The sequence below is a fragment of the Amycolatopsis sp. NPDC051371 genome, from assembly GCF_040682155.1.
GTDB lineage: Bacteria > Actinomycetota > Actinomycetes > Mycobacteriales > Pseudonocardiaceae > Amycolatopsis.
Genome location: NZ_JBFBAG010000047.1, coordinates 24666 through 47710, shown reverse-complemented (window position 1 = coordinate 47710; position 23045 = coordinate 24666). Strand labels below are relative to the sequence as shown.

The window sequence follows — 23045 nt, the reverse complement described above, 5'->3', positions numbered from 1 at the left end:
GCTGCACGACTCGCTGCGCGCCGGCCTCGACGTGGAGGGCGCCCTGCTCCGGGTGCGCAGCCGCGCCCTCGTCCGAGAGATAGCCGCGGTGAAGCCCCCCGAAGCGTTCCCCTCGCACTGGCGGCGGCACGACGAGCCGGTCGCCGACGCGATCGCCGGCGACCACGACGCGACCGCCCGCCTGCTCGCCACCATCCGGCCGCTGGTGGTGCGCTACTGCCGGGCCCGCGTCGGCCGGCACGAGCGCTCGTTCGCCTCCGCCGACGACGTCGCCCAGGAGGTCTGCGTGGCGGTGCTGACCGCGCTGCCGTCCTACCGCGACCAGGGCCGCCCGTTCCTCGCGTTCGTCTACGGCATCGCCCAGCACAAGGTCGCCGACGCGCACCGCGCCGCGGCCCGCAACCGTTCCGACCCGGTCCCGGAGGTGCCCGACGGGGTGTCCGAAGCGGACGGACCGGAGCAGCGCGCCCTGCGGTTCGAGCTGAACGAACGGCTGGCGCGGCTGCTGGACGTGCTGCCGGCGAAGCAGCGGGAGATCGTCGTGCTGCGGGTGGTCGTCGGGCTGTCGGCGGAGGAGACGGCCTCGGCGGTGGGCTCGACGCCCGGCGCCGTCCGCGTCGCCCAGCACCGCGCGCTGGCGCGGCTCCGAAGACTCCTGACCGGTGACGAAGACTAGCGCCGCACACGGTCGAGGATGAACTCCTCCAGCGCGGCAGCCGGCCCTTCGCTCGATTCGCGGGCCAGCAGCATGAACTCGATGTCACCGGGCTGGGGCAGGCCGTCGAGCTCGACGAGGTCGCCGGGCACCAGGCTGCGCGCGTGCAGGGTGACGCCGAGCCCGGCCGCCGCCGCGGCGCGCAGGCCGGTGAGGCTCGACGTCTGGCACGCCGCCCGCCACTCCAGCCCGGCGCGTTCGAGGCACTCCACCGCGAGCTGCCGCGTGATCGACGGCATCGGGTACTGCACCAGCGGCACCGGCTGGCCGGGTTCCAGCACCGTCGCCGCCGAGCCGATCCAGACCAGGGGCTCCCGCCAGAGCAGCCGGCCGTGGTGGGTGCCCGGGCGGCGCTTGCCCAGCACCAGGTCCAGCTGACCGGCGCGCAGCCGCTGCGCGAGGACGTCCGACAGCTCGACTGTCAGCTCGACGTCGACCAGCGGATGGCTGCGCCGCAGCCGGTGCAGGATCTCCGGCAGCTCGCCGAGCGCGAAGTCCTCCGAGACGCCGAAGCGCACGCGGCCACGCAGTTCGGCGCCGCGGAAGTGCCGCTCGGCCCGCTCTTCGGTGTCGACGATCGTCTGCGCGAACCCCAGCATCGCCTGTCCGCGCGCAGTGAGCTCGACGGTGTGGGTGTCCCGGGCGAAGAGCAGCCCACCCGAGTCGCGCTCCAGGCGCCGGACGTGCTGGCTGATCGTCGGCTGGCCGACCCCCAGCCGCCGCGCGGCCGCGGTGAAGCTGCGCGTCTCGGCGACGGCGAGGAACGAACGGCACAGGCGCGGGTCCAGCACGCGGTTACTTTATCGCGATCCGCGATGACAGTCAGTCCGGTCATCGGGGTTCACAATGAGCGCGCCGTCGTCGAGAATTACTGCGAAAGGAGACCCATGTCCCGGTTTCGCCTCGACCCGTTCGTCGTCGCCATCCTCGCCACCGTCGGGGCCGCCACGCTGCTGCCCGCTTCCGGCGTCGTAGCGGGTGGTTTCAGCACCGCCACCACGATCGCCGTCGGGCTGCTGTTCTTCCTGTACGGCGCCCGGTTGTCCACCCAGGAGGCCCTGGACGGACTGCGGCACTGGCGGCTGCACGCGCTCGTACTGGCCGCGACGTTCGTCCTGTTCCCGCTGCTCGGCCTGGCACTGTTCCTGCTGCCGCCGTCCGTGCTGCCCGCCCAGCTCGCCGCCGGCGTGCTGTTCCTGGCCGTGCTGCCCTCGACCGTGCAGTCGTCGATCGCGTTCACCTCCATCGCCCGCGGCAACGTCGCGGCGGCGATCTGCAGCGCGTCGCTGTCCAACCTGGCCGGGATCGTGCTCACGCCGCTGCTGGTGGCGCTGCTGCTGTCGGGAGACGGCGCCGGGGTCGACGGTTCGGCCGTGCTCGGGATCGTGCTGCAGCTGCTGGCGCCGTTCGTCGCGGGACAGCTCGCACGGCGCTGGATCGGCGAGTGGATCACGCGGAATTCGGCGCCGCTCAAGCTGTTCGACCGCGGGTCGATCCTGCTGGTCGTCTACACGGCGTTCAGCGCGGGCATGGTCGAGGGCATCTGGCACCGGCTCGACGCGGGTCACCTGCTCGTGCTGCTCGGCATCTGCTGTGTGCTGCTCGCGGCGGTCCTGGGCGCGACGAGCTGGAGCGCCCGCCTGCTGGGCTTCGCCCGCGCCGACCGGATCACGATCGTGTTCTGCGGGTCGAAGAAGAGCCTGGCGAGCGGGTTGCCGATGGCGACGGTCCTGTTCGGGCACGCGCAGGTGGGGCTGATCGTGCTGCCGCTGATGCTGTTCCACCAGATCCAGCTGATCGTGTGCGCGACGCTGGCCCGCCGGTACGCCACTTCTTCGGTTCCGGAGCTCGTCCCGGCCTGACCGATGAGTTTTCCGGCCGCTCCCGGTCGGTACTGGTGACTCCTACGGAAGGCGCCACCATGGCCAAGGTCCTCTACCACATCACGATGTCCCTCGACGGTTTCGTCGCCGGCCCCGCCGACGACATGACGTGGCTCGCCGGCCTGCACGCCGGGCCGAACCCGGTCGTCGAGCGGGTGATCGGCGGGATCGGGGCGATCGTGATGGGGCACAACACGTACGCGCCGGCGACGACGGCGGAGGGCAAGGTCTACGGCGGCCGCTGGGAGGGCCCGATCTTCGTGGTGACCCGCGACGCCCCGCCGTCGCCGGGCTTCACCCTGGTCGACGACTTGGGCAAAGCGGTGGCGGCGGCGTCCTCGGCGGCCGGCGACGGGTACGTAGCGATACTGGGCGCCACGACGGCCCGGCGTTGCCTGGAAGCCGGGTTGCTGGACGAAGTGCTGGTGCACGTCGCGCCGATCCTGCTCGGCGACGGCGTCCGGCTGTTCGACCACCCCGGCGGCGCGCGGGTGCGGCTGGAGCCCTTGGAGCTGAGCGTTGCCGGGCCGATCGGCAACTTCTGGTACCGGGTGGGGTGAGCAGTCACCGTCCATTGTGTACAGCTAAAGGCATACCGGCGGAGCGGCGGAACCTGAGCGGAATCCGCACTCTCACCGCGGCCGCGGCGACGGCTTCCGCAGTTCTTCGGCGAAAATCGCGTCCACGCGCCGGTTCGCGCGCCGCAGGACCCGCGCCGCCGCGCGCACCACGAATCCCAGTGCCACCGCGAACAGGAGGGCCAGGCCGATGGCCGCGAGGTTCGCCACGAGCGCCTCCCGGTACTGGTGCGCCAGGTAGCCCAGGCCCGCCCCGGCGGTGACTGCGTCCAGCAGCGCCAGCCGGAGCGCGTGCGGGGGGTGCGGTGTGGCTCGCGGTGCCGTGACCATCGCCCACCTTCCCGCCGTTCCGTTCAGCGGTGACGCCCTTGCAACCTAGACGAGGCTGGGCCGGTCGGTGGCCACTTCAACCTGTTTGGCCTACCGGATCTCCCCGGATGGCCGCTGTGATAACTTGAAGCGAACTGAGTCTTCTGTGCGAATGCAAATCCCGGGGGCGGTAGCTCAGTTGGTTAGAGCAGGGGACTCATAATCCCTTGGCCGCGGGTTCGAGCCCCGCCCGCCCCACGACGCTGTCCCGCCGCTGTCCACAAAGGACGTCAGCGCACGCGCTCGTAGACCGCCGACTCCCCGGCTCACCGGTTTCCTGGCGGGCCATGCTAATGCTGTTGACCAGGATGTCACCCGATCCGGTGGATTTCAGGTCCGCGACGACGTCCGCCGCCGGGGCGTTCACCACGCGGGTGCGCTCCCATTGCGCCTCGGTCAAGGTCGTCGAGAAGACCACCTTTTCCGCGTCCACCAGCCACTTCGCGTAACCGCGGTCGCGCGGGTCGGCGTTCTCGTCGGCGGCGACCGTCGGCCAGAAACCCAGGAATCCCTCGGCGTTGAGACGGCCGAGCACCGCCGTCGTCGCGCTCTCCCAGATCCGCGTCAGGTGGCGCCGCGCGACTTCGGTCGTCGCGTACGAGACGATCGCGCCCATGTCGCCGGGCCCGCCGGGGCCGTGGTAGCGCCCGTCGAGCGTCAGACTCAGGTTCGCGGTGACTCTGCGGCCGGTCGAATCGGTCATGGTGGTCAGTCCTTTCAAGGGGTGAGTACGTCGGTGAGGTGGTCGAGCACCTGGTCCCAGCCGGTTTCGATGCCGGCGATGGCGGGGACCGCCCCGACCGTCGTCGCGGTGATGCGCAGCCCGAGCCGCAACCGGGTGCCGCCGGGCACCGGCGCGAGCTCGAGGTCGTAGTGGCCGGTGAAGGACGCTTCGCCGGTGACAGCGAGGTCGAAGGCGAGCCGTCCGGGCTCCGTCGCGAGGCGGACCCACCCTTCGGAGTGGTATTCGCCCTCGGCGTCGCGGTAGGCGAGCACGGCGTGCCCGCCCGGCCGCGGCTCGAGGACGCAGGCGGTGACCGTCATCGACGGCGGCACCCACCACGACGCCAGCAGCTCCGGGTCGGTCCAGTGCTGCCAGACGACCTCCCGAGGCACGGCCAGCAGGCGCTCGAACGCGAACTCCCGCCCGTCCGCCCACTCGTCCCGGTCCGCGGCCGCGGTGTCTTCTTCGATGGCCGCGCGATACCGCGCGACGACGTCCCGCTCGCCTTCGTGCGCTTCGGTCGCCTTCGCCAGCTCCGTGAGCCGACCCGCGAAGGCCGCCAGCGGCTCGGCGTCGAGGGCGTAGACGCGGCGCTGCCCGAGCGGGAACACGGTGACCAGCCCGGCGCGGGCGAGGGTCTGGAGATGCTTGGTGGTCTGCGGCTGCCGCAGACCGGTCAGCTCGGCCAGCTCCCCGACCGATCGGGGACGCTCGGCGAGCAGTTCGACGATGCGCCACCGCGCCGCGTCCGCCAGTGCTGCCGCGATCCCGTCCCCGTCCATGCGGCCAAGTATTCACATGCCAGAATATTCATGTCAAGGAATATCACTCAGGGACTTTCCTGGGCCACCCAGCGCAACCCGTAGGCGTAGCCCAGCTGCGGGGCGCCGAACTCCTGCGCCACTTCGCACGCGCCGTCGAGGGGCAGCGCCGGGCCCGGCTTGGCCGGGTCGCCGAGCACCGAGGGTGGGACCCGGTCCAGCCGCCACACCGTCCACGGCAGCCGGTGGGGGTCGAACCGGACCCGCACGGTGAACGACTCGCACGTCACCAGCGGCACGAACACGTACGACGGCCGGATGGGCAGGCCGTCCCGGATCCGGATCACCAGGGCGTAGGTGTGGGTGTCCCCGCGCGCCAGGGGCCGCGGGAGGTCGAGCAGCCAGCGGAAGTGGCGCTGCCCCACCCGCTGGGCGTCGGTGATCCGGACGCCGTGCTGGGCGTCGGCGGCCACCAGCCGTTCGCCGTCGCCGCCGTCGACGCGGGGCACGGTGAACTGCGCGGAGATCCGGCTCAGCCCGTCGCGGGTCGCCACGATCTGCCGTTCTTCGATCAGCTCCGGCTCGGCGGTGTCCAGCCGCACGATGGCCCGGAACCGCTTGACGAACCAGCCCTGGTCGGGGTCGTCGGGCACGCCGTCGCCGGGCCGCAGACCGGCCTCGATTTCGGCGGCCAGGCGCGCGAACGAGCGGTCGATCCGGCGGCGGGCCGTGCGTTCGGACACCCGCAACCGGTCGGCGAGGACCCCGACGCGGTCGCTGAGCAACGCGTGCTGCGCGCCCGGGGCGATGCCCAGCGCGACGTTGACCGCGAGCTGGTCGTCCGCCGGGAACTCGGCGACCGCGGTGGAAATGGCGTCGCGCAGCACCCGCCGCGCTTCGCGGTCGTTCGCCGTCCGGTGGATTTCGCACCAGCCGGAAACGAGCGGCCCGAGCCGGGCCCGCAGCCGTTCGGTTTCCAATCCCCAGCCGCGGCGCAAAATCGTGAGTTCGCGGAGCAACCCGTCCTCGTATGCCATGAGATTTCGATTGTGGCACGCGGACTTCCACGCGATCGGCGGTGCGGGCTGCGCCGATCAGGTGATTCCGGAATGGCCAGTGGCTGGCCAGTTCCGGCGTGATTCGGCCAGGCGACGGCCTTTTCCCGTTCCCCGGCTGACCGACCATTTTCCGGTCGACGACATCGGGGAGGACGGGTTGCTCGACACCACGCACGCGCCCATCGGGCCGGCGGACGTCGCCGGTGTCCGCAGGCTGGCCCGCGACGGCCGGCTCGCGGGCTCCGCTTCGGCCGCCCCGCCCGGCGACCTCGCCCGCCTGCGCGGCGCGGTGTACGCCGTCGCCTGGCCGCTGGTCTTCGCCCGGATCACCAAGCCCCTGGAACGGCAGCGCCGGCACCCGGACTGCGCGCGGGGGCTCGAATGGCTGCGTCCCGACTGCCTCGACCGCTTCCACGACGACGTCGAAGCCGTGGTGGAGCACGCTTTGCGGCGCGCGACGGACCCGATCGGCAACTTCGACGGCTGGCTGGCGACCCGGCTGAGCCCGGCGACGGTCGACGCGCACCGGCGGCGGCGCGGCGAGATCGGGGCCCTGCAACGACCTCGCCTGCCGGCCTGGCTGGGCGAAGCCCTCGGCGACGACCCGTGGCTGTGCGACCTCGCCCTCCAGATCCTGGTGTGGGCCGGGGTGCCGGCGACGGCGGGCGCCGAGCTGTGGCCGCTGGACGGCTGGGCCGCGCGCCGCGCCGAGGTCACCGGGGCGCCGCCGGCCGGCCGCGACACGCTCGACCACGAGGTGCGGACGGTCCTGGCCGCCATGCGCACCCGGCCGAAGTGGCACGCCGAGCACGTCGAACGCCCGCTCGGGCACAAGCGGGCGCCGGTCGCGCCGATGCCCGCGGACCGCGCGGCCGAGCCCGCCCCGCTGCGGCTGGTCGGGCCGGACGAGGCCGACGACGCCCGGCTCGCTGCCCGCGCCGAGGAGGCGCTGCGCACGATCGAGGCCCGGCTGGACCGCGGCGAGAACCCCGCGACGGCGGTCGCCGCGGTGGTCCGGCGCGTGTTCGGATCCGGCGCGAGCGCGCTCGACCGCTTGCCGCACAACGGATCCACCCGCGACGACTGGCTAGCCACCGCTCTCGCCGACGAGGCCAGGCTCGACCGGATGGTGGCGACGGTCCTGGCCGTCCTCGGCCGCTGACCGCGACGGCGCGCCCAGGATCGGGCCACTGGCCGGCGAGCATGGCGGCGCGCACCGGGCATGCCGACCGGCGGAGCCCGGCTTCCGGCAGCCGTCCCCGGCCGACGAGCACCACCGCGCACCCGGAACGTCGCGATCGCCCCGGCCCTCCTTGGCCGCTGACCACGGCGGCGCGTCCAGGACATCGCCGGCACAACCCGGCCACCGACAGCCGTCCCCGGCCGCCGAACCCAGCCCCGCATCCGGAACGTCGCGATCGCCCCGGCCCTCCTCGGCCGCCGAGCGCAACCGCGCGTCCAGGACGTCGAACAGCACTTCCGGCGGGCAGCCCGCGACCCGCGCCCGCGTTCCCGCGGACACCAGCTCCGCCAGCAGTACCGCGTGCACGGCCGTCCGGGTCTCGTGCGGAAGTCTCATGGGCGGGACAGCTGATGCGGCCACCCCGGCCTCCTTTCGCCCGGCGCCGGGTTCGGCCGGCCCAGCCTTCCCCTGACGGACGGCGTCAGCGCCACCACGCCGGCGGGGGCGCCGGGAGCCGCAGCGGGCAGCCGGTGTGGCGGCCCGCCCAGGAGTCGGCGAGCCACCGGGTCAGCAGGACCGGCCCGAGCAGGCTGTCCTCCCACACCGGGGTGAGCTCGCCGGCCCGGCGCAGCATCGTTTCGGCGGTGGCGCAGTAGGAGATGATCGCGGCGACGGCGGCGTCGGCCCGCTCCACGGGCCAGACGACCGCGGCTCCCGGCAGCCCGGCCGGGATGGCCAGGCCGGGGCCGGCGGTGCAAGTGCGGGCCAGCTGGACGGCGAGGTCGAACTCGACCGCTTCGGCGTGGCACTGCCGGGCCCGCCAGCGGGGTGAAGCCGCGGCGGCATGCAGCCCGGCGATCCGAGCGGCGACCAGCCCGTCCCACACCGTCATGAGCACCCCTCGGGTGTCGGCGGGGTGAACGCCGGCGAGTTCGAGGGTGACGGCGCTGAGCCAGGCACACGTGTCCTTGACTTGACGATCGGCGGCGACGGTCACGGCACACAGTCTCGCACCGGAATGCACGTCCGGCAGCAAGATGATCATGGTTCGCGGCAGGACCACCCGGTCGGTGGCGAACCGTTGAGCGGCTGGGTAATTCCTTCGGGCACTGCGGGTGACCGGACGGTCACTGGTGTGTCATCATGTCGGCGCTCAGTGCCGAGCACGCCCCCTTCGTTCTCCTTCTCCGAAAGGCCGTCGCAGCGTGATCAAGACCAGCAAGAGCCGGGCCGGCACCCAGCGAGTGACGTTCAGCCTCCCGGCCGGGGCCCCGCCCGGGCGCGTCAGCGTGGTGGGCACGTTCAACGACTGGACGCCCGGCCGCCACCACCTCACCACGCGCTCCAACGGCCGCCGGTCGGCTTCGGTGGAGGTGCCGCCGGGGACGGTGCTCGAGTTCCGGTACCTCGGCGAGGACGGCTTCTGGTTCGACGACCCCGACCTGCCGGACCGGGTCGACGGCAACTGCGTCTACGCGACGAACTGACCGGCGCGGCGCCGGTCAGGACTTGCGGCGCGGCTTCCCGCGCTTCGGCGCACCGCCGCCTCGCCGGACCGGCTGCTTCCCGGCCGACCTCGCCGGTGCGGGCTTGCGTTCCGGGCGCTTCTTCTCCTCCGGCGCCGCCGGCTGGCGGCCGCGCGTGCTGTTGACCGTGCGCCCGCGCACGATCCCGATGAACGTCTCCATCAGGTCCGTCGTCTCGTCCTCGAGCCACGACAGCGCGACGCTCGACTGGGGCGCGTCCGTCACCGTCCGGTACGTCAGGTCGCGACGGTGGTGCAGGCGGGCCAGGGACTGCGGGACCACCAGCACTCCCACCCCCGCGGCCACCAGCTCGATCGCGTCCGCCGTCGTCTCCGGGCGGGAGACGGCGGACCGGCCCGGCAGCGAAGACCACTCGATCGTGTCGTCCAGCGGCTGCAGCACGACCTCGTCCGCCAAGTCCGCTGTGGACACTTCGTCCGCGGTCGCGACCAGGTGGTCCTTCGGGACCAGCACCACCGTCGTCTCGGTGTAGAGCGGGATCGCGTGGAGGCCGTCGCGGTCGATCGGGGAGCGCAGCAGCGCCGCGTCCGCACCGCGCGAGCGGAGCAGCTCCGTCGCGTCGGCCGCGGCGACCGGGACCAGCTCCAGCGGCACGCCCGGCTGCCGCTCGGCCCACGTCCGCACCCACTTGGCGGGCGTCGCACCGGGGACGTACGCGAGACGGAACGAGGTCACCGGGTCAGGCTACCGGGCGGGGCGCTGGCTACCCTGGACGGCATGACGTCGCACAAGACCGCCCAGACGATGAAGCCCGCGACCGCGGCGAAGAAGCTGGGTGTGTACCTCGAAGCCACGCCCCCGGAGTTCCAGGAGGGCGTCGTCTCGCGCGACGAGCTGAACGCGCTGCAGGCCGAACCGCCCGAGTGGCTGCGCGAGCTGCGCCGCACCGGCCCGCACCCGCGGCCGGTCGTCGCGGCGAAGCTGGGCATCTCCATCGGCGGCCTCTCCCGCGGCGGGATCACCGACGCGCTCACCACCGAGCAGATCGACGCGCTGAAGACGGAGAACCCCGACTGGCTGGTGCGGGAACGCGCCACCCAGGCCGAAGTGCGCAAGGAAACCGTGCGGGTCAAGGAGAAGGACCACTGACCACGCTCGAAGAGGCGAAGCGCCTCGACGCCGGGGACGAGCTGGCGGTGTTCCGGGACCGCTTCGTCCCGATCACCGACCCCGGTGTCGTCGCCTACCTCGACGGGAACTCGCTGGGCCGTCCGCTGCGCGCGACGGCCGAGCGGCTGCAGGAACTCGTCGCCGAGCAGTGGGGCGCCCGGCTGATCCGCTCCTGGGAGGAGCGCTGGCTCGAGCTGCCCGAGCGGATCGGCGACGAGCTGGGCCGCGTCGCGCTCGGCGCCGCGCCCGGCCAGACGATCGTCGCCGACTCGACGTCCGTCTGCCTGTACAAGACGCTCCGGGCGGCGGCCGCGCTCCGGCCTGGGCGCGACGAGATCGTCACCGACTCCGCCAACTTCCCCACCGACCGGTTCCTCGTCGAGAGCGTCGCCGCCGAACTCGGCCACACGGTGCGGTGGATCGAAGCCGGCGACGTCCGCCCCGAGCACGTCGCGGCGGTCACCGGGCCACGCACCGCGGCCGTGGTTCTGTCCCATGTGGACTACCGCTCCGCCGCGATCGCCGACCTCGCCGGGATCACGCGGCTGGTGCACGACCGCGGCGCGCTCGCCGTCTGGGACCTCTGCCACAGCGTCGGCTCGATCCCGGTCGAGCTGGACGCCGACGGCGCCGACTTCGCCGTCGGCTGCACGTACAAGTTCCTCAACGCCGGCCCCGGCGCGCCCGCTTTCCTCTACGTGAACTCCCGCCACCACGCGGAGTTCGGGCAGCCGATCACCGGCTGGATGGGCGCGGCCGACACGTTCGGCATGGCCGAGCACTACGTGCCCGCGCCCGGCATCCGCCGCGCGCTGTCCGGCACCCCGCCGGTGCTGGGCATGGTCGGCGTGCAGGAAGGCGTCGCGCTGCTGGCCGAAGCCGGCGTCGAGCGCGTGCGGGCCAAGGCCGTCGCGCTGGGGCGGTGGGTGCTCGACCTGGCCGACGCGTGGCTCGTCCCGCTCGGCTTCTCGGTGGCGTCGCCGCGCGAGGACGCCCGCCGCGGCGGGCACGTCACCCTGCGCCACCCCGACGCCGAACGGCTTTCCCGGGTGCTCATCGAAAACGGCGTGCTGATCGACTTCCGCCGTCCCGACGGCATCCGCGTCGGGCTGAGCCCGCTCACCACCGGCTTCACCGAGGTGCGCGCGGCCATGGACCGCATCCGCGAACTCTCGGCCTAAGCGGCCTGCCACAGCCCGGACCAGAATAGTAGCCATGTAATTAGTAGCCATGTACTGTATCCGGCATGAGCACTCCGGGGCACCTCGTCTGGCGGCTGTCGATGAAGTGGCGGGTGGCCGTCGACCGCGCCCTCGCGCCGGCCGGGCTGACGCACGCCCAGTACGTCTTCCTGTCCTCGCTCTTCGGCCTGGAGCGCGCCGGAGAGAGCCCGAGCCAGCGAGAACTCGCCGACCACACCGGGCTCGAAGCGCTCTACGTCTCGAAACTCGCGCGCACCCTCGACACCGAAGGTCTCGTCGAACGCGTCCGCGACCCCGCCGACGCCCGCACCATCCGGCTGAGCCTCACCACCCGCGGGCGTGCCGTCGTCGAGCCGGCGATCGCGACCGTGGCCGAGCTGCTCGACCGGCTCCTCGCACCGCTCGGTGGCCGGGACGGCGACCGCACCGCGGCCCTCGCCCGCGAGCTCACCCTCCTCCTCGACACCCCACTGGATCCCTGAAGGGACAGAACATGAACCTGCACCACGAAGAATCCGGCTCCGGCACCCCGATCGTCTTCCTGCACGGCAACCCCGGCTCGTCGCACGGCTGGCGGAACGTCCTGCCCCACGTCGGCGGCGGCCGGCTGCTCGCGCCCGACCTCATCGGCATGGGCCGGTCCCCGAAGCCCGACATCGCGTACTCCTTCGACGACCACGCCCGCCACCTCGACGCCTGGTTCGACGCGCTCGGCCTGGACGACGTCGTCCTCGTCGGCCACGACTGGGGCGGCGCGCTCGCGTTCGACCACGCCACCCGGCACCCCGGCCGCGTCCGCGGGGTGGCGTTCTTCGAAACCATCGTCAAGCCGCTGGCCTGGGACGACCTGTCGCCGCAGGCGGTCGAGCGGACGCGTCAGATCCGCACGCCGGGCGTCGGCGAAGAGCTGGTGCTGGCGCAGGACCTGTTCGTCCGCAAGGCGTTCACCGGCGGCGTGCGCACGCCGGTGGCGGACCTCGAACCGTACCTCGCGCCGTTCCCCACACCCGAGAGCCGCCGGCCGATCCTCGCGTGGGCGAGGCAGATGCCGCTCGGCGGCGAACCGGCCGAGCTGATCCCGCGCATCGAGGCCTACGACGAGTGGCTGGCCACCAGCACCGGCACGCCGAAGCTGCTGATGACGTTCGAGGGCTCCCCGACGCTGTCCATCAGCGCGGAGATGGCCCGGTGGTGCGAAAAGAACATCGCCACGCTCGACGTCGTCGCCTGCGGGGAGGCCGGGCACCACGCCCAGGAAGACCGGCCGAAGGAGATCGCCGCCGAGATCTCGGCGTGGCTGGACCGGCACGGCCTCCGGTGAGTCAGCGGTGCCGCAGCGGCGGGGTCGCGTCCACGCCGAGGACGCGGGCCGCGACCCACGCCAGCGCGTCCGCGGTGCGGGCCGGGGTGTCCGACGGCTGCATGACGTGGCTGAGCACCGTGCGGACGACCAGGTCGATCAGCACGCCGAGCTGCTCGCCGGAGAACGGTGGCCCGTAGGCGGCCACGCGCGCGGTCAGCATCGCCTTCGCCTGCGTGAGCAGCAGGCCCGCGTCAGTGGTCAGCAGCGGGAGCAGCTCGGGGGCGGTGCCGTGCGTGGCGGAGGCGATCGCGCGCAGCAGGATGTTGTCGTCGGCCAGCTCGAGGACCGCGCGGACGGCATCGTAGATCGCCTCGACCAGGTCGTCCTCGTGCCGGTCGAAGGCGGCGCCGACGACCGTGAGGAACCGGTCGAGCTCGTGCGCGACCATCGCCTCGGCCAGCGCGGCCTTGGACCCGATCTCGTTGTAGACGGTCTGGCGGCTCACGCCGACGACCTCGGCCAGCCGCGCCATCGTGACCGACGGCCAGCCCGACCGCGCGGTCAGTTCGATCGCCGCGGTGATGATCGGCCGCCGGTGCTGACCCCCTGCGAGGGGGGCCGGGAGTGCGGCGCTCATGGTCGCCATCCTAGGCCGCGCCCGCGAAGGCCAGCGCTTCTCCCCACTCGGCCCGCGCCGCGACCCGCCGACGGTACTTCATGATCTCGCGCGGGCGGTCGACGGTGAGCGCGCCGACGATCCGGTCGCCACGGCGGTAGAGCGTCACGCCGCCGGCGGACACCACTTCGTCGGCGCGCGGGGTGCCGACGAACTGGATCCGGTGGCCGTACCAGTCGGACCAGAAGTAGGGCACGGCTTCCAGGGCGCGCGCCGACGCCGGGTCGAGCGCGTGGCGAGCGGCGGCCGCACCCTGCTCGGCCGCGTTCGTCCAGTGCTCCGGCCGCATCGGCTCGCCGTCGAACAGCGGGTTCGCCACGTGCGCGACGTCGCCCGCCGCGTAGACGCCCGGCGGTCCGGCGGACAGCGTCGCGTCGCACACCACGCCGCGGTCGCGCTCGTGCAGCGTGAGCCCGCTGCCTTCGAGCCATCCGGTGGCCGGCACCGCGCCGATACCGGCGACCACGAGGTCCGCGGGCAGGACCTCGCCGGTGGACAATCGGACGCCGTCCGCGACGCCGGTGACCTCGGTGGCGAGCCGCAGCTCGGTGCCGGCCGCGCGGTGCAGCCCGGCCAGCTCCGCCCCGGCCACCTCCCCGACGGCGCGGGCGAGCGGGACGGCCGAGGCCTCCACGATCGTCACCGGCAGGCCGCGTTTGCGCGCCGCCGACGCGACTTCCGAGCCGATGAACCCCGCACCGATCACGACGGTGCGGGCGCCGTCGTCCAGCGCCGCGCGCACCGCGACGGCGTCTTCGGCCGTACGCAGCGTGCGCGCCCCGGGGAGACGGCGCGCCGTCGCGCCGGTGGCGATCACGAGAGCGTCGTAGCGCACGGGCGCCCCCGCGACGGTCACTTCGCGCGCGCCGGTGTCGAGACTCTCGGCGGGCGCGCCCAGCATCAGTTCGACGCCGAGTTCGTCCCGCAGCACGGTTTCGGAGTGGAACGGCGTCACCTCGCCCGGACCGTCCGCGTCGAGGAACGCCTTCGACAGCGGCGGCCGGTCGTACGGCAAGTGCTCCTCGGCGCCGATGAGCACGATCCGGCCGCGGTACCCGGTACGGCGCGCGGACTCCACGGCGCGCAGCCCCGCCAAGGAGGCACCGACGACGACGAGAGTCACAGCAGCTTCAGGGCCAGCACGGGACAGGAGTCGACCGCCGCGGCGAGGTCCGTCCGGTGTTCCTCGCCCGGGCGGTCGTCGAGCACGACGACCGTGCCGTCGTCGCCGACCTCGAAGAAGTCCGGCGCCATCGCCTCGCACATGCCCAGGCCGTCGCACTTGCCGCGGTCCGCTTCGATCCGCATCACGCACCCACCCGGCCCGGCGCGACGAAGTCGACCTTCTCGCGCACGCCGCAGTCGGGGCAGCACCACGAGTCCGGGATCGCCGGCCACGGCGTGCCGGCCGGGAAACCCTCGCGCGGATCGCCGAGCTTCTCGTCGTAGACGTAGCCGCAGCCCGGGCACATGCCGCCCTCGGTGGCGTCGCCGTGGGTGTCGGCCGCCTCCCGCGTTTCGGCCGTGACGCGGGTTCCGTACCGCGCGAGGACCTTCTCGCGCTTGGCGGGCTCGATATTGCTGCGCGAAATATCGCCGTCGAAGTGGGCGAGCACGCGCGGGTCCATCACCCGGCGCCACACCGGCGGGATGAGCGCGAGCACGATCATCCCGGCGTACCCGGTGGGCAGCACCGGCGACTCGGCGAAGTCGCGCAACGTCTGGTAGCGCCGCGTCGGGTTGGCGTGGTGGTCGCTGTGCCGCTGCAGGTGGTAGAGCAGGACGTTGGTGGCGATGTTGTTGGAGTTCCAGCTGTGGCTGGGATCCACGCGCTCGTAGCGGCGCTTGCCCGGGGCGCCGACCCGCCGGCGCAGCATGCCGTAGTGCTCCATGTAGTTGACGACCTCCAGCAGCGAGAACCCGACGACGGCCTGGATCACCAGGTACGGCAGGACGCCCACGCCGAGCCACGCGATCATCGCACCCCAGAGGATCGCCGACATCAGCCAGGCGTTGAGGACGTCGTTGCCGAGGCGGTAGGGGTGCTTGTCGCGGCGGGCGTAGCGCTTGCGCTCCAGGCGCCACGCCGACCGCAGCGAGCCGAAGACCGTGCGCGGCCAGAAGCGGTAGAAGCTTTCGCCGACGCGGCTGCTCGCCGGGTCTTCCGGAGTGGCGACGCGGACGTGGTGACCGCGGTTGTGCTCGATGTAGAAGTGGCCGTAGAAGCTCTGCGCCAGCGCGATCTTCGACAGCCAGCGCTCGTGGCTCTCCTTCTTGTGGCCCAGCTCGTGCGCGGTGTTGATGCCGATCCCGCCGATGCACCCGATCGACACGGCGAGCCCGATCTTGTCGGCGACGCTCAGATCGCCGCGGGCGACCAGCCAGAACGCGGCGGCGAAGCCGAGGTACTGCACGGGCAGGAACGCGAAGGTGATCCAGCGGTAGTAGCGGTCTTTCTCCAGCCGCTCGAGGACGTCGTCGGGCGGGTTGCTGCGGTCCAGCCCGGCGAAGAGGTCGATGAGCGGCACGATCACGAGGATCACGACGGGCCCGATCCAGAACCAGCCGCCCCAGCCGGTCGCCGCGTGCAGGCCGATGGCGAGGAACGCCAGGGACGGCACGACCAGGCCGATGAGCCACAGGTAGCGCTTGCGGTCGCGCCACCGCTCGGTCGACCCGGCGGGGATCGTTGCTCCGCTCATCACACCCTCCTCCGTTGGCTGGGTTTACAGAACGATAGAGGATGTCGAGCTTGATTGACAACAGCTCGCTCAATGTAAAGATCCGAAGGGTCCCGGCACCCGGCCGCGGACACCCCTGACCGGTCGCTCGTGACGAAGATCATCTTCCGTCGCACAGCACGCTCTGTCGTCACCGACAGGTCGCCGAAGGGAGCGGTCAGGACAATGCCGATGCCGGCTCTTTCCCAGTCCGCGAAGCCGCGACGCGCCGAGTCGGGCGAATTCACTTTCACCCGTTCGGCCCAGCGTGCAAGAGCCCGAAATACCGCTCGGGCCCGTTACCAGAGGAAATACCGGTAACCGCCCGGACGCACTCGGTAAACGCCGTTCGCGCCTTGCCGGACAACCGTCCGCGGACCGGGCCAGGACCACCGCTCCTGAGTGGTTCGTGGTAAAAAACGGACCCTGATCGATTCCGCGGCAACACGGAGGGTGAGGCGAAGACGGGTGACGGCGGCAGCTGTGTCCCATCGTCGTGTCCGCTTCCTCGTCCGGGTCCCCGTTTTTCGCCGACCGTCACTCAGGAGTTCGTGAACCGCCGTGCAGAACAAAGACGCTCAGGACGAGTCGGACAAGCCGTACGACAAGTCGATCCGCAAAAGGCTGACCAGGACCGTTCTCATTCCCAGCGTGACCCTGCTGGTGCTGTGGATCGCGGTCTCCTCCTACTTCCTCTTCAACGGCGTTTACGTCCGGCTGGTCGCGGCGTCCGTGCGCGAGGTGTCCATCCCCGCCGCCACCGCGCTGGCCGAGTTCCAGAAGGAACGCCAGACCGCGCTGCAGTACCTCGACGACCCGGCGCTCGGCCCGGGCCGGCTCCAGGTGCAGCAGCGGGCCACCGACGAAAAGCTCGGCGCGCTGCAGGACGCGTTCGCCGCGACGATCTCCAACGCCCCCGACGAGATCGCCGCCAAGGTCAACGCGCTGAAGTCCCAGTTCGACCAGCTGCCCGTGCTGCGCTCGCAGATCAGCTTCCGCAGCATCGACCGCACGCAGGTCAACAACTACTACAACGGCGTGATGGACGCGGCGTCGAACCTCTTCGACACCCAGGCCCGTGTCGTGCCCGACGCCGAAGCGGCGACCGGTGGCATCACGGCGACCTCGGTCTTCCGCGCCGGTGACATGATGTCGCGCGAGACGTCGCTGGTGTCGACGGCGTTCTCGGCCGGCACGTTCGCGCCCGACGACTTCGCCCAGTTCGCCCAGCTGTCCGGGTTCTACCGGACCCAGCTGGCGCAGATCGCGCCGTTCCTCGACCCGGGCGTGCGCACCAGGTACCAGGCCCTGACCGACAGCGCGGCCTGGAAGCAGCTGGCGACCGCCGAAGAGGCGATCGTCAAGCACGGCCCGTGGGCCCCCGGCGACCAGAACACCGTGCCGGTGTCCGAAACGGACTGGCAGAACGCGACGAACCAGGTCGCCCAGTCCCTCAACGACCTCGCCATCACCCAGGCGGACAAGGTTTCCGCGGCCGCGATCGACTCCGGTGACGCCCAGCTGCGCAACGTGATCATCGGCAGCATCCTGGCGCTGCTCGCGTCGCTGGTGGCGATCATCGTCGCGGTGCGGGTGTCCCGCTCGCTCGTCGACCGCACCCTGATGACGCGCCTCGCCCGGCTGCGCAACGACTCGCTCGACCTCGCCCGCAACCGCCTGCCGGACATCGTGGCGCGGCTGAAGAACGGCGAACCCGTCGACCTGAAGGAAGAGCTCCCGCAGCTCGACCACGGCCGCGACGAGATCGGCCAGGTGGCCGAGGCGTTCAACACCGCCCAGCTGACCGCGGTCAACGCCGCGGCGAGCGAAGCGAAAGCGCGCAGCGGCGTGCACAACGTGTTCCTCGGCATCGCGCACCGCAACCAGGTCCTGGTCCACCAGCAGCTGCAGATCCTCGACGAGATGGAAGCCCGCGAGGACAACTCGACGCAGCTGGCCTCGCTGTTCCAGCTCGACCACCTCGCCGCCCGCGCCCGCCGCACCACCGAGAACCTGATCATCCTCGGCGGCAAGCAGCCGGGCCGCCGCTGGCGCAAGCCGGTGGCGCTGATGGAGGTCCTGCGCGCGGCCGTCTCGGAAACCGAGCAGTACGCGCGGGTCCAGGTCGAGCAGGTACCCGACGTCGCGATCGTCGGCGCCGCGGTGGCCGACACGATCCACCTCGTCGCCGAGCTGGTCGACAACGCGACGTCGTTCTCGCCGCCCGGGTCGCCGGTCGAGGTCACCAGCCGCGCGGTCGCGCGCGGGATCGTCGTCGACGTGTCGGACCAGGGTCTCGGCATGAAGGACGGCGTCCGCGACTGGGCGAACTCGATGATGGCCGAGGCGCCCGAGTTCGACGCGATGGCCCTGCGGGCCGACTCCAGCCTCGGCCTGTTCGTGGTCGCGCGCCTGGCGGCGAAGCTCGGCATGACGGTCACGTTCGACCCGTCCCGCTACGGCGGTCTCCGGGCCACCGTGCTCATCCCCTCCCAGCACCTGGCCGGCCAGCAGGAGGACCTCCCGGGCGAGCCCGGCACCTCCCCGGCGGAGACCACCGCGGTCCTCGCCCCGGTGGGCGCACCCGCGCCGCAGGAAGCAGAAAGCTCACTCGGTTCCATGGACACGCCCAGCTCGTTCACCGGCCAGATCCCGATGAAGCGAGAGGCCAAGCCGAGGCCGTACCCGGCACGCGCGCTCACCCCGCCGGACCCGCTGCCCGCCGTGCCGGCCGCACCGCCGGCCACCCCGGCCGCCCCAGCACCGGCACCGGCACCGGCCGAAGCACCGGCCGGGCAGGCCAAGCCGGCCGACGACCGGCCCCGGCTGCCCCGGCGCGAACCCCAGCAGAACCTCGTCGCCCAGCTCGAAACCGAACCCGACGACAGCGACGTCGTCGTCGCGCCCGGAGAGGGGACCGCGCGCACCCTCGCGGCGTTCCACAAGGGCACACGCCGGGGGCGGGGCGGGCCGGACGACGATGCGTAGTCCGCGACAGCACACACGAAAGTCCACAGAGGAAAGTCAAGGTCTCTGACGCATGAACGAGTACGGGAACCCCAAACCCGATCTCAACTGGCTGCTCGACGACGTGGTCCACCGCGTGGTCGGCGCGCAGAACGCCATCGTGCTGTCCGCCGACGGGCTGCTGATCGGCAAGTCGGCCGGCATGAGCAAGGACGACTCCGACCAGCTGTCGGCCATCGCCTCCAGCCTGCAGAGCCTGGCCAAGGGGGTGAGCAAGCAGTTCAACCGCGGCCCGGTGCTGCAGAACATGATCGAGATGGAGCGCGGCTACCTGTTCGTCTCGGCGGCCGGGCAGGGCGCGTGCCTCGCCGTGCTGGCGGCGGACAGCGTCGACGTCGAGATGATCGCCTACGAGATGAGCCGGCTGGTCAAGCGGGTCGGGGACTACATGGCGTCCGCGCCGCGTGAAGCGGCGAACGTCCTACGGGAGGCCACATGAGCACCGACGAAGGCTGGTACGACGAGGCCGCCGGGCCACTGGTCCGGCCGTACACGATCACCAGCGGCCGGACGCCGTCCGACGCGTCGCGGCTCGACCTGTCCACGCAGGTGATGACCCTGCGCTCCGAGCAGGAGCCGGTCGGGCTGGGCCCGGAGCACAACGCGATCGTGCAGCTGTGCCGCCACCCGGTTTCGGTCGCCGAGATCGCCGTGTACGTGAAGATCCCGCTGGGGGTCGTGCGCGTGCTCGTCGGCGACCTGATCGAACGCGGCCTCGTGATCACGCGCTCCCCCACCCACAACCCGGCCCAGGCGCCGGACCTCGAAACTCTCCAGGCGGTTCTCGATGGCCTCATCAAGTACTGACGGGACCGGGGCCGACATGGTCCCCACGCCGGTCAAGATCATCGTCGCGGGCGGCTTCGGCGCCGGCAAGACCACCATGGTCGGCTCGGTCAGCGAGATCCCGCCGCTGACCACCGAGGAGGTGCTCACCGAGGCGAGCGCCGGGGTGGACGACCTGTCCGGCGTGGAGCGCAAGACCACGACGACGGTCGCGCTCGACTTCGGCCGGATCACGATCTCGCCGCGGCACGTGCTGTACCTGTTCGGGACGCCGGGCCAGGCGCGCTTCTGGTTCATGTGGGACGACCTCGCGCGCGGGGCGATCGGGACGATCGTGCTCGTCGACACCCGCCGCCTGGAGACCAGCTTCGCGGCCATCGACTTCTTCGAGCGCCGGAAGATCCCGTTCGTCGTCGCGGTGAACTGCTTCGACAACGCTCCGCGCTACACCGCCGACGAGGTCCGCGAGGCCCTCGTGGTCCCGGATCGGGTGCCGATCGTCATGTGTGACGCGCGTGACAGGGACTCGAGCAAGCTCGCGCTGATCCGGCTCGTCAAGCACGCGATGACGGTGGCGCCGGTGCGGGTCTGAGACCTGCGCTTTGTCCACTCGGTGTCCGCCGGATGTCCCGACCGGACAACGCCGGTGTCCGAGGTGTCCGAGCGTGTCCACCTCGGACACCGGCAAACCCACATGGCGCAATTGGTTGGACCACCCGGGTGCAGCTTTTTAGTTGAGCAAGCATCAAACTGATAGCATCCGCACGTGACGATTCACGTGCCGAAGTTTCCTGAATATACAAGGGAAAACTACCCGGCTCAGGGTCGTCTCTTCGGTGACTTCCTGTGCGGGCTCTGGTCTACCGCGTGTGAAGCGCTCGAGGTTCCGGTCGAGCAGTCCGTCCGGACCACCCGGATGCTGCGCGCCCTGCTGCCGCCGTGGTCGCACGAGCTGATCGAGGCCGCGCCGGCGCACCCGTCCTATGTGGCGGACGACGGGTTCCCCGCCGAGATGTCGGTGAACTGGTCGGGGCGGCACCCGGAGCTGCGCGTGCTGTTCGACAGCCTCGGCCACGACACGGGCTCTCCCGCGGAGAGCGATTTCAGCAGGCTGCAACGGGTGCACGAGATCTTCACGCCGCGCGGGGGCCGGCCGTCGCCCGCTCCCCTGTGGCACTCCATCGCCTGGCGTCCGCCGTCGAGAGTCGTCCACAAGACGTACTTCGGGCTCTATCTTTGGCCGCACGCCCAACGTGAAGCCGCCGTCGCCGAAGCCATGGCCCGGCTCGGCATGGCGGACGCGTGGGACACCACCCGGCGCCAGGTCGAAAACGTCGACGGCACCCGCGAAATCGAGTTCTTCGCGGTGGACCTGGCCGACGAGGCCGAGGCCCGGGTGAAGATCTACTACCGCAACCACGGCGCCGGCCTCGCCGAGGTGAACCGCGTCGCCTCGGTCGCTCTGCGCCACGACGCCGACGACGCGCGCGTCGCTTACCGGACCCTGGCCGGCGACCGCGAAGACGCCGGCAAAGCGGCCTTGAGCTGCCTCGCGTTCCGGCCCGGACCGGACCGCGCGGCCGAGTCCACGACGTACCTGCGCCTGCCCGATCTCGCTGCCAGTGACGAAGAAGCCGTCGAGCGCACCGCCGCTTTGCTCCACCGCGAAGGCGTCGACCCGGGACGGTTCCGCCTCCTCACCGCCGCGCTGGCGCCGGGACCGTTGGCCACGACGAGCATCCTCGAGCTGGTGAGCTACCGCACAGCGGGCCGCCGCGGCGACGTCACCACCTACTTCCGGTTCCCCGTGTACGACCGCTCCCTCACCCCTGTCGATCTTGCGTAGCGTCACCGGAAAGATGATCTCCCGCAACACCCCGGTAAGGAGCCGATCGTGACCCAGCAGGACGTCGAGCGCGTAGCCCGCCACAACGAGCAGCGGCAACGGGAGTACGAAGCGTCGGACCTCATCCGGCTGCTGACCGACGCGAGCACCACCGACGACACGAAGAAGGCGGTGCTCACGTACCTGCAGCCGTGGTCGAACGCGTTCCAGCGGATGATCAGCGCCCGCGTCACCTTCGAGAGCGATCCGGAGCTGCGGGCGCTCGCCCTGGAACACCAGGAGGAGGAGATCGGGCACGACAAGATCCTGGCCCGCAGCCGCGCGGACGACCGGCAGCTGGTCTGGGACCCGGTGATCGAAGCGGGTGCGTCGTGGTTCGTCGACCAGTTCGGGATCCTGCCCGGCGTGCAGCGCGCGGTGCTGGCGCACCTGGCCCTCGAAGCCGGCAGCCTGGTGTTCAGCCAGGCGGGCACGCGGGCGTTCCCCCAGGACGAATACTTCGACCTGCACGACGAAGCCGACGTCGAGCACCTCGAGATGGGCTACGAGCTGTTGCGCCGCCGCGAAGACTGGACGGTCGACGCGGTCGTCGACGTGCTCGACCGGGCGTGGCAGGTGATCGGCGTCGTCTCCGACCGCATCGCCGAGTGCGCCCGCCGCGATACGGTGGCCGCATGACCTCCACCGACCCGGCTTCGGCCGCTCGCGAAATCGCCGCCGAGGCCGCGCAGGCGTACCAGGAAGCGTTGGGAGAGCGCCTGATCGGCGCCTACCTGCTGGGCAGCCTGTCCTACGGCGGCTACGCCCCGGCGGCGAGCGACATCGACCTGGCGCTCGTCCTGGCCGACGCCGACGGCTCGTCCATCGCGGACACGACGGCGGCGCTGCAGGAGCGGAGTCCGTTGCACCGCAAGCTGTCGGTGTTCTGGGCGTCGCTGCCGGCGTTGCGCGAAGGCCGTGACGACGGCCGCTTCCCGGCGCTGGACCGCCTGCAGCTGGCCGACCACGGCCGGGTCCTGCTCGGCTCGGACGTCCTCGCGGAGATCGCCCGCCCGGCGGCCGCGGAGCTGCTGCTGGAGAGCGCGCGGTTCGCGATCGCGGTCCTGGCGACGCCCGAGGTGACCGCGGAGTTCCGCGAGCCGCGCCGGCTGCTGGTGGACACGGTGTGGTTCACGAAGGCCGTGCTGTTCCCGGTCCGCTTCCTGTACTCGGGAACGCTGGCCTCCGGTCGTGCGGCGAACAACGACGAGGCGATCGAGTGGTACCTGGCCCGGCCGGACGCCCCGGCGAAGTCGCTGGTGCGGCTGGCGTTGAAGGTCCGGGAGGGGCATCCGCTGGACGCCGACGAGCTGCGGCCGGAGCTGGCGGCGGGGCTGGTTCCGCTGTACCGGTACTACATCGAGGACCAGCTGCGGCAGCTGAAGGAGATCGACGCGCCCGCCGACCTGGTGGCGGCGTTCGCCGACTGGGACGAACGACTCGGCTAGCGCCGCCGGCGGCCGGCCGCGACGTCATGAACGAGTCGTTCACCGCGTCCGACGACCTGAACGACCCTTT

Annotated in this window: 26 protein-coding genes, 1 tRNA gene and 1 pseudogene; 17 read left to right on the top strand and 11 right to left on the bottom strand. The window is 71.8% G+C overall.

The annotated features are described in order from the left end of the window. Nucleotides 1-88 precede the first annotated feature (88 nt). Complete coding sequence (locus tag AB0M59_RS41410) at nucleotides 89-676, top strand: sigma-70 family RNA polymerase sigma factor (RefSeq protein ID WP_364626907.1); 588 nt, start codon at nucleotides 89-91, stop codon at nucleotides 674-676. Here the strand turns inward: AB0M59_RS41410 and AB0M59_RS41405 are convergent. Beyond that, entirely contained in the window at nucleotides 673-1506 is an 834-nt protein-coding gene (locus AB0M59_RS41405; protein WP_364626826.1) for a LysR substrate-binding domain-containing protein, read from the bottom strand. The two genes, AB0M59_RS41410 and AB0M59_RS41405, sit on opposite strands and share 4 nt — an antisense overlap. A 96-nt stretch (nucleotides 1507-1602) precedes the next feature. Between AB0M59_RS41405 and AB0M59_RS41400 the strand changes: the two genes are divergently transcribed. Together AB0M59_RS41400 and AB0M59_RS41395 are read left to right on the top strand one after the other, a co-directional pair. Beyond that, the gene (locus AB0M59_RS41400; protein ID WP_364626824.1) at nucleotides 1603-2577 is read left to right on the top strand and encodes a bile acid:sodium symporter family protein; all 975 of its coding nucleotides are present in this window, start codon (nucleotides 1603-1605) and stop codon (nucleotides 2575-2577) included. Between the two features lie 59 nt (nucleotides 2578-2636). Beyond that, nucleotides 2637-3158 carry a dihydrofolate reductase family protein gene (locus AB0M59_RS41395; RefSeq protein WP_364626822.1) on the top strand — a complete coding sequence of 174 codons (522 nt, stop codon included), beginning with the start codon at nucleotides 2637-2639 and terminating at the stop codon, nucleotides 3156-3158. 72 nt (nucleotides 3159-3230) lie between these two features. On the opposite strand, the gene AB0M59_RS41390 is transcribed toward AB0M59_RS41395, so the two are convergent. Continuing rightward, on the bottom strand, nucleotides 3231-3506 hold the full coding sequence (locus AB0M59_RS41390; RefSeq protein ID WP_364626820.1) for a hypothetical protein: 276 nt from the start codon (nucleotides 3504-3506) through the stop codon (nucleotides 3231-3233). A gap of 163 nt (nucleotides 3507-3669) precedes the next feature. On the opposite strand from AB0M59_RS41390, the gene AB0M59_RS41385 reads away from it, so the two are divergent. Continuing rightward, a tRNA-Ile gene (locus AB0M59_RS41385) sits at nucleotides 3670-3743 on the top strand. A gap of 97 nt (nucleotides 3744-3840) precedes the next feature. Here AB0M59_RS41385 and AB0M59_RS41380 read toward each other — a convergent pair. The 3 genes and pseudogenes from AB0M59_RS41380 to AB0M59_RS41370 form a co-directional block, all read right to left on the bottom strand. After that, nucleotides 3841-4248 (bottom strand): annotated as a pseudogene (locus AB0M59_RS41380) (dihydrofolate reductase family protein); the annotation flags it as partial. Between the two features lie 14 nt (nucleotides 4249-4262). Then, entirely contained in the window at nucleotides 4263-5051 is a 789-nt protein-coding gene (locus AB0M59_RS41375) for a metalloregulator ArsR/SmtB family transcription factor (RefSeq protein ID WP_364626819.1), read from the bottom strand. 47 nt (nucleotides 5052-5098) lie between these two features. Next, nucleotides 5099-6067: a hypothetical protein gene (locus AB0M59_RS41370; protein WP_364626817.1), complete on the bottom strand. Its 969-nt coding sequence runs from the start codon at nucleotides 6065-6067 to the stop codon at nucleotides 5099-5101. 178 nt (nucleotides 6068-6245) lie between these two features. Between AB0M59_RS41370 and AB0M59_RS41365 the strand changes: the two genes are divergently transcribed. After that, a complete protein-coding gene (locus AB0M59_RS41365; protein ID WP_364626816.1) occupies nucleotides 6246-7250 on the top strand; it encodes a hypothetical protein in 1005 nt (334 codons plus the stop codon). A gap of 502 nt (nucleotides 7251-7752) precedes the next feature. On the opposite strand, the gene AB0M59_RS41360 is transcribed toward AB0M59_RS41365, so the two are convergent. Then, the gene (locus AB0M59_RS41360) at nucleotides 7753-8268 is read right to left on the bottom strand and encodes a hypothetical protein (RefSeq protein WP_364626814.1); all 516 of its coding nucleotides are present in this window, start codon (nucleotides 8266-8268) and stop codon (nucleotides 7753-7755) included. 208 nt (nucleotides 8269-8476) lie between these two features. On the opposite strand from AB0M59_RS41360, the gene AB0M59_RS41355 reads away from it, so the two are divergent. Further along, nucleotides 8477-8758, top strand: a complete 282-nt coding sequence (locus tag AB0M59_RS41355; protein WP_364626812.1) for an isoamylase — start codon at nucleotides 8477-8479, stop codon at nucleotides 8756-8758. 15 nt (nucleotides 8759-8773) lie between these two features. Here the strand turns inward: AB0M59_RS41355 and AB0M59_RS41350 are convergent, their stop codons facing one another. Further along, a complete protein-coding gene (locus tag AB0M59_RS41350) occupies nucleotides 8774-9493 on the bottom strand; it encodes a substrate-binding domain-containing protein (RefSeq protein WP_364626810.1) in 720 nt (239 codons plus the stop codon). 42 nt (nucleotides 9494-9535) lie between these two features. Here AB0M59_RS41350 and AB0M59_RS41345 point away from each other — a divergent pair, with 42 nt between their 5' ends. From AB0M59_RS41345 to AB0M59_RS41330, 4 genes are all read left to right on the top strand, one after another. Further along, complete coding sequence (locus tag AB0M59_RS41345; protein ID WP_364626808.1) at nucleotides 9536-9907, top strand: DUF5997 family protein; 372 nt, start codon at nucleotides 9536-9538, stop codon at nucleotides 9905-9907. Between the two features lie 47 nt (nucleotides 9908-9954). Beyond that, entirely contained in the window at nucleotides 9955-11109 is a 1155-nt protein-coding gene (locus tag AB0M59_RS41340) for an aminotransferase class V-fold PLP-dependent enzyme (RefSeq protein ID WP_364626806.1), read from the top strand. A gap of 65 nt (nucleotides 11110-11174) precedes the next feature. Next, entirely contained in the window at nucleotides 11175-11612 is a 438-nt protein-coding gene (locus tag AB0M59_RS41335) for a MarR family transcriptional regulator (protein WP_364626804.1), read from the top strand. A gap of 11 nt (nucleotides 11613-11623) precedes the next feature. Beyond that, a complete protein-coding gene (locus AB0M59_RS41330) occupies nucleotides 11624-12451 on the top strand; it encodes a haloalkane dehalogenase (protein WP_364626802.1) in 828 nt (275 codons plus the stop codon). 1 nt (nucleotide 12452) lies between these two features. Here the strand turns inward: AB0M59_RS41330 and AB0M59_RS41325 are convergent, their stop codons facing one another. Genes AB0M59_RS41325 through AB0M59_RS41310 form a run of 4 tightly spaced genes read right to left on the bottom strand, consistent with a single transcriptional unit; the run spans nucleotide 12453 to nucleotide 15811 of the window. Further along, the gene (locus AB0M59_RS41325; protein WP_364626801.1) at nucleotides 12453-13079 is read right to left on the bottom strand and encodes a TetR family transcriptional regulator; all 627 of its coding nucleotides are present in this window, start codon (nucleotides 13077-13079) and stop codon (nucleotides 12453-12455) included. Between the two features lies 1 nt (nucleotide 13080). Continuing rightward, on the bottom strand, nucleotides 13081-14232 hold the full coding sequence (locus AB0M59_RS41320; RefSeq protein ID WP_364626799.1) for an FAD-dependent oxidoreductase: 1152 nt from the start codon (nucleotides 14230-14232) through the stop codon (nucleotides 13081-13083). Continuing rightward, nucleotides 14229-14417: a ferredoxin gene (locus AB0M59_RS41315; protein WP_364626797.1), complete on the bottom strand. Its 189-nt coding sequence runs from the start codon at nucleotides 14415-14417 to the stop codon at nucleotides 14229-14231. The genes AB0M59_RS41320 and AB0M59_RS41315 overlap by 4 nt, the downstream gene beginning before the upstream one ends. After that, a complete protein-coding gene (locus tag AB0M59_RS41310; RefSeq protein WP_364626795.1) occupies nucleotides 14417-15811 on the bottom strand; it encodes a fatty acid desaturase in 1395 nt (464 codons plus the stop codon). The genes AB0M59_RS41315 and AB0M59_RS41310 overlap by 1 nt, the downstream gene beginning before the upstream one ends. Nucleotides 15812-16390: 579 nt before the next feature. On the opposite strand from AB0M59_RS41310, the gene AB0M59_RS41305 reads away from it, so the two are divergent. The 7 genes from AB0M59_RS41305 (at nucleotide 16391) to AB0M59_RS41275 (ending at nucleotide 22975) form a co-directional block, all read left to right on the top strand. Then, nucleotides 16391-18817: a nitrate- and nitrite sensing domain-containing protein gene (locus AB0M59_RS41305; RefSeq protein WP_364626793.1), complete on the top strand. Its 2427-nt coding sequence runs from the start codon at nucleotides 16391-16393 to the stop codon at nucleotides 18815-18817. 52 nt (nucleotides 18818-18869) lie between these two features. Then, a complete protein-coding gene (locus AB0M59_RS41300) occupies nucleotides 18870-19295 on the top strand; it encodes a roadblock/LC7 domain-containing protein (RefSeq protein WP_364387916.1) in 426 nt (141 codons plus the stop codon). Further along, complete coding sequence (locus AB0M59_RS41295) at nucleotides 19292-19663, top strand: DUF742 domain-containing protein (protein WP_364626791.1); 372 nt, start codon at nucleotides 19292-19294, stop codon at nucleotides 19661-19663. Before AB0M59_RS41300 ends, AB0M59_RS41295 begins: the two co-directional genes overlap by 4 nt. A 16-nt stretch (nucleotides 19664-19679) precedes the next feature. Further along, nucleotides 19680-20234, top strand: a complete 555-nt coding sequence (locus AB0M59_RS41290; protein ID WP_364626789.1) for an ATP/GTP-binding protein — start codon at nucleotides 19680-19682, stop codon at nucleotides 20232-20234. 324 nt (nucleotides 20235-20558) lie between these two features. Beyond that, complete coding sequence (locus AB0M59_RS41285) at nucleotides 20559-21488, top strand: tryptophan dimethylallyltransferase family protein (RefSeq protein WP_364626787.1); 930 nt, start codon at nucleotides 20559-20561, stop codon at nucleotides 21486-21488. Nucleotides 21489-21536: 48 nt separating this feature from the next. Beyond that, nucleotides 21537-22166: a hypothetical protein gene (locus tag AB0M59_RS41280; RefSeq protein WP_364626785.1), complete on the top strand. Its 630-nt coding sequence runs from the start codon at nucleotides 21537-21539 to the stop codon at nucleotides 22164-22166. Beyond that, nucleotides 22163-22975, top strand: a complete 813-nt coding sequence (locus tag AB0M59_RS41275; protein ID WP_364626783.1) for a hypothetical protein — start codon at nucleotides 22163-22165, stop codon at nucleotides 22973-22975. The genes AB0M59_RS41280 and AB0M59_RS41275 overlap by 4 nt, the downstream gene beginning before the upstream one ends. The last annotated feature ends 70 nt before the right edge of the window (nucleotides 22976-23045 follow it).

Coding starts and splice junctions, on each gene's coding strand:
- AB0M59_RS41390 (WP_364626820.1), bottom strand. CDS start 3,506: ATGGTCACGGCACCGCGAGCCACACCGCACCCCCCGCACGCGCTCCGG.
- AB0M59_RS41315 (WP_364626797.1), bottom strand. CDS start 14,417: ATGCGGATCGAAGCGGACCGCGGCAAGTGCGACGGCCTGGGCATGTGC.
- AB0M59_RS41330 (WP_364626802.1), top strand. CDS start 11,624: ATGAACCTGCACCACGAAGAATCCGGCTCCGGCACCCCGATCGTCTTC.
- AB0M59_RS41295 (WP_364626791.1), top strand. CDS start 19,292: ATGAGCACCGACGAAGGCTGGTACGACGAGGCCGCCGGGCCACTGGTC.
- AB0M59_RS41300 (WP_364387916.1), top strand. CDS start 18,870: ATGAACGAGTACGGGAACCCCAAACCCGATCTCAACTGGCTGCTCGAC.
- AB0M59_RS41395 (WP_364626822.1), top strand. CDS start 2,637: ATGGCCAAGGTCCTCTACCACATCACGATGTCCCTCGACGGTTTCGTC.
- AB0M59_RS41285 (WP_364626787.1), top strand. CDS start 20,559: ATGCTGCGCGCCCTGCTGCCGCCGTGGTCGCACGAGCTGATCGAGGCC.
- AB0M59_RS41370 (WP_364626817.1), bottom strand. CDS start 6,067: ATGGCATACGAGGACGGGTTGCTCCGCGAACTCACGATTTTGCGCCGC.
- AB0M59_RS41310 (WP_364626795.1), bottom strand. CDS start 15,811: ATGAGCGGAGCAACGATCCCCGCCGGGTCGACCGAGCGGTGGCGCGAC.
- AB0M59_RS41335 (WP_364626804.1), top strand. CDS start 11,175: ATGAGCACTCCGGGGCACCTCGTCTGGCGGCTGTCGATGAAGTGGCGG.
- AB0M59_RS41290 (WP_364626789.1), top strand. CDS start 19,680: ATGGTCCCCACGCCGGTCAAGATCATCGTCGCGGGCGGCTTCGGCGCC.
- AB0M59_RS41325 (WP_364626801.1), bottom strand. CDS start 13,079: ATGGCGACCATGAGCGCCGCACTCCCGGCCCCCCTCGCAGGGGGTCAG.
- AB0M59_RS41345 (WP_364626808.1), top strand. CDS start 9,536: ATGACGTCGCACAAGACCGCCCAGACGATGAAGCCCGCGACCGCGGCG.
- AB0M59_RS41375 (WP_364626819.1), bottom strand. CDS start 5,051: ATGGACGGGGACGGGATCGCGGCAGCACTGGCGGACGCGGCGCGGTGG.
- AB0M59_RS41275 (WP_364626783.1), top strand. CDS start 22,163: ATGACCTCCACCGACCCGGCTTCGGCCGCTCGCGAAATCGCCGCCGAG.
- AB0M59_RS41400 (WP_364626824.1), top strand. CDS start 1,603: ATGTCCCGGTTTCGCCTCGACCCGTTCGTCGTCGCCATCCTCGCCACC.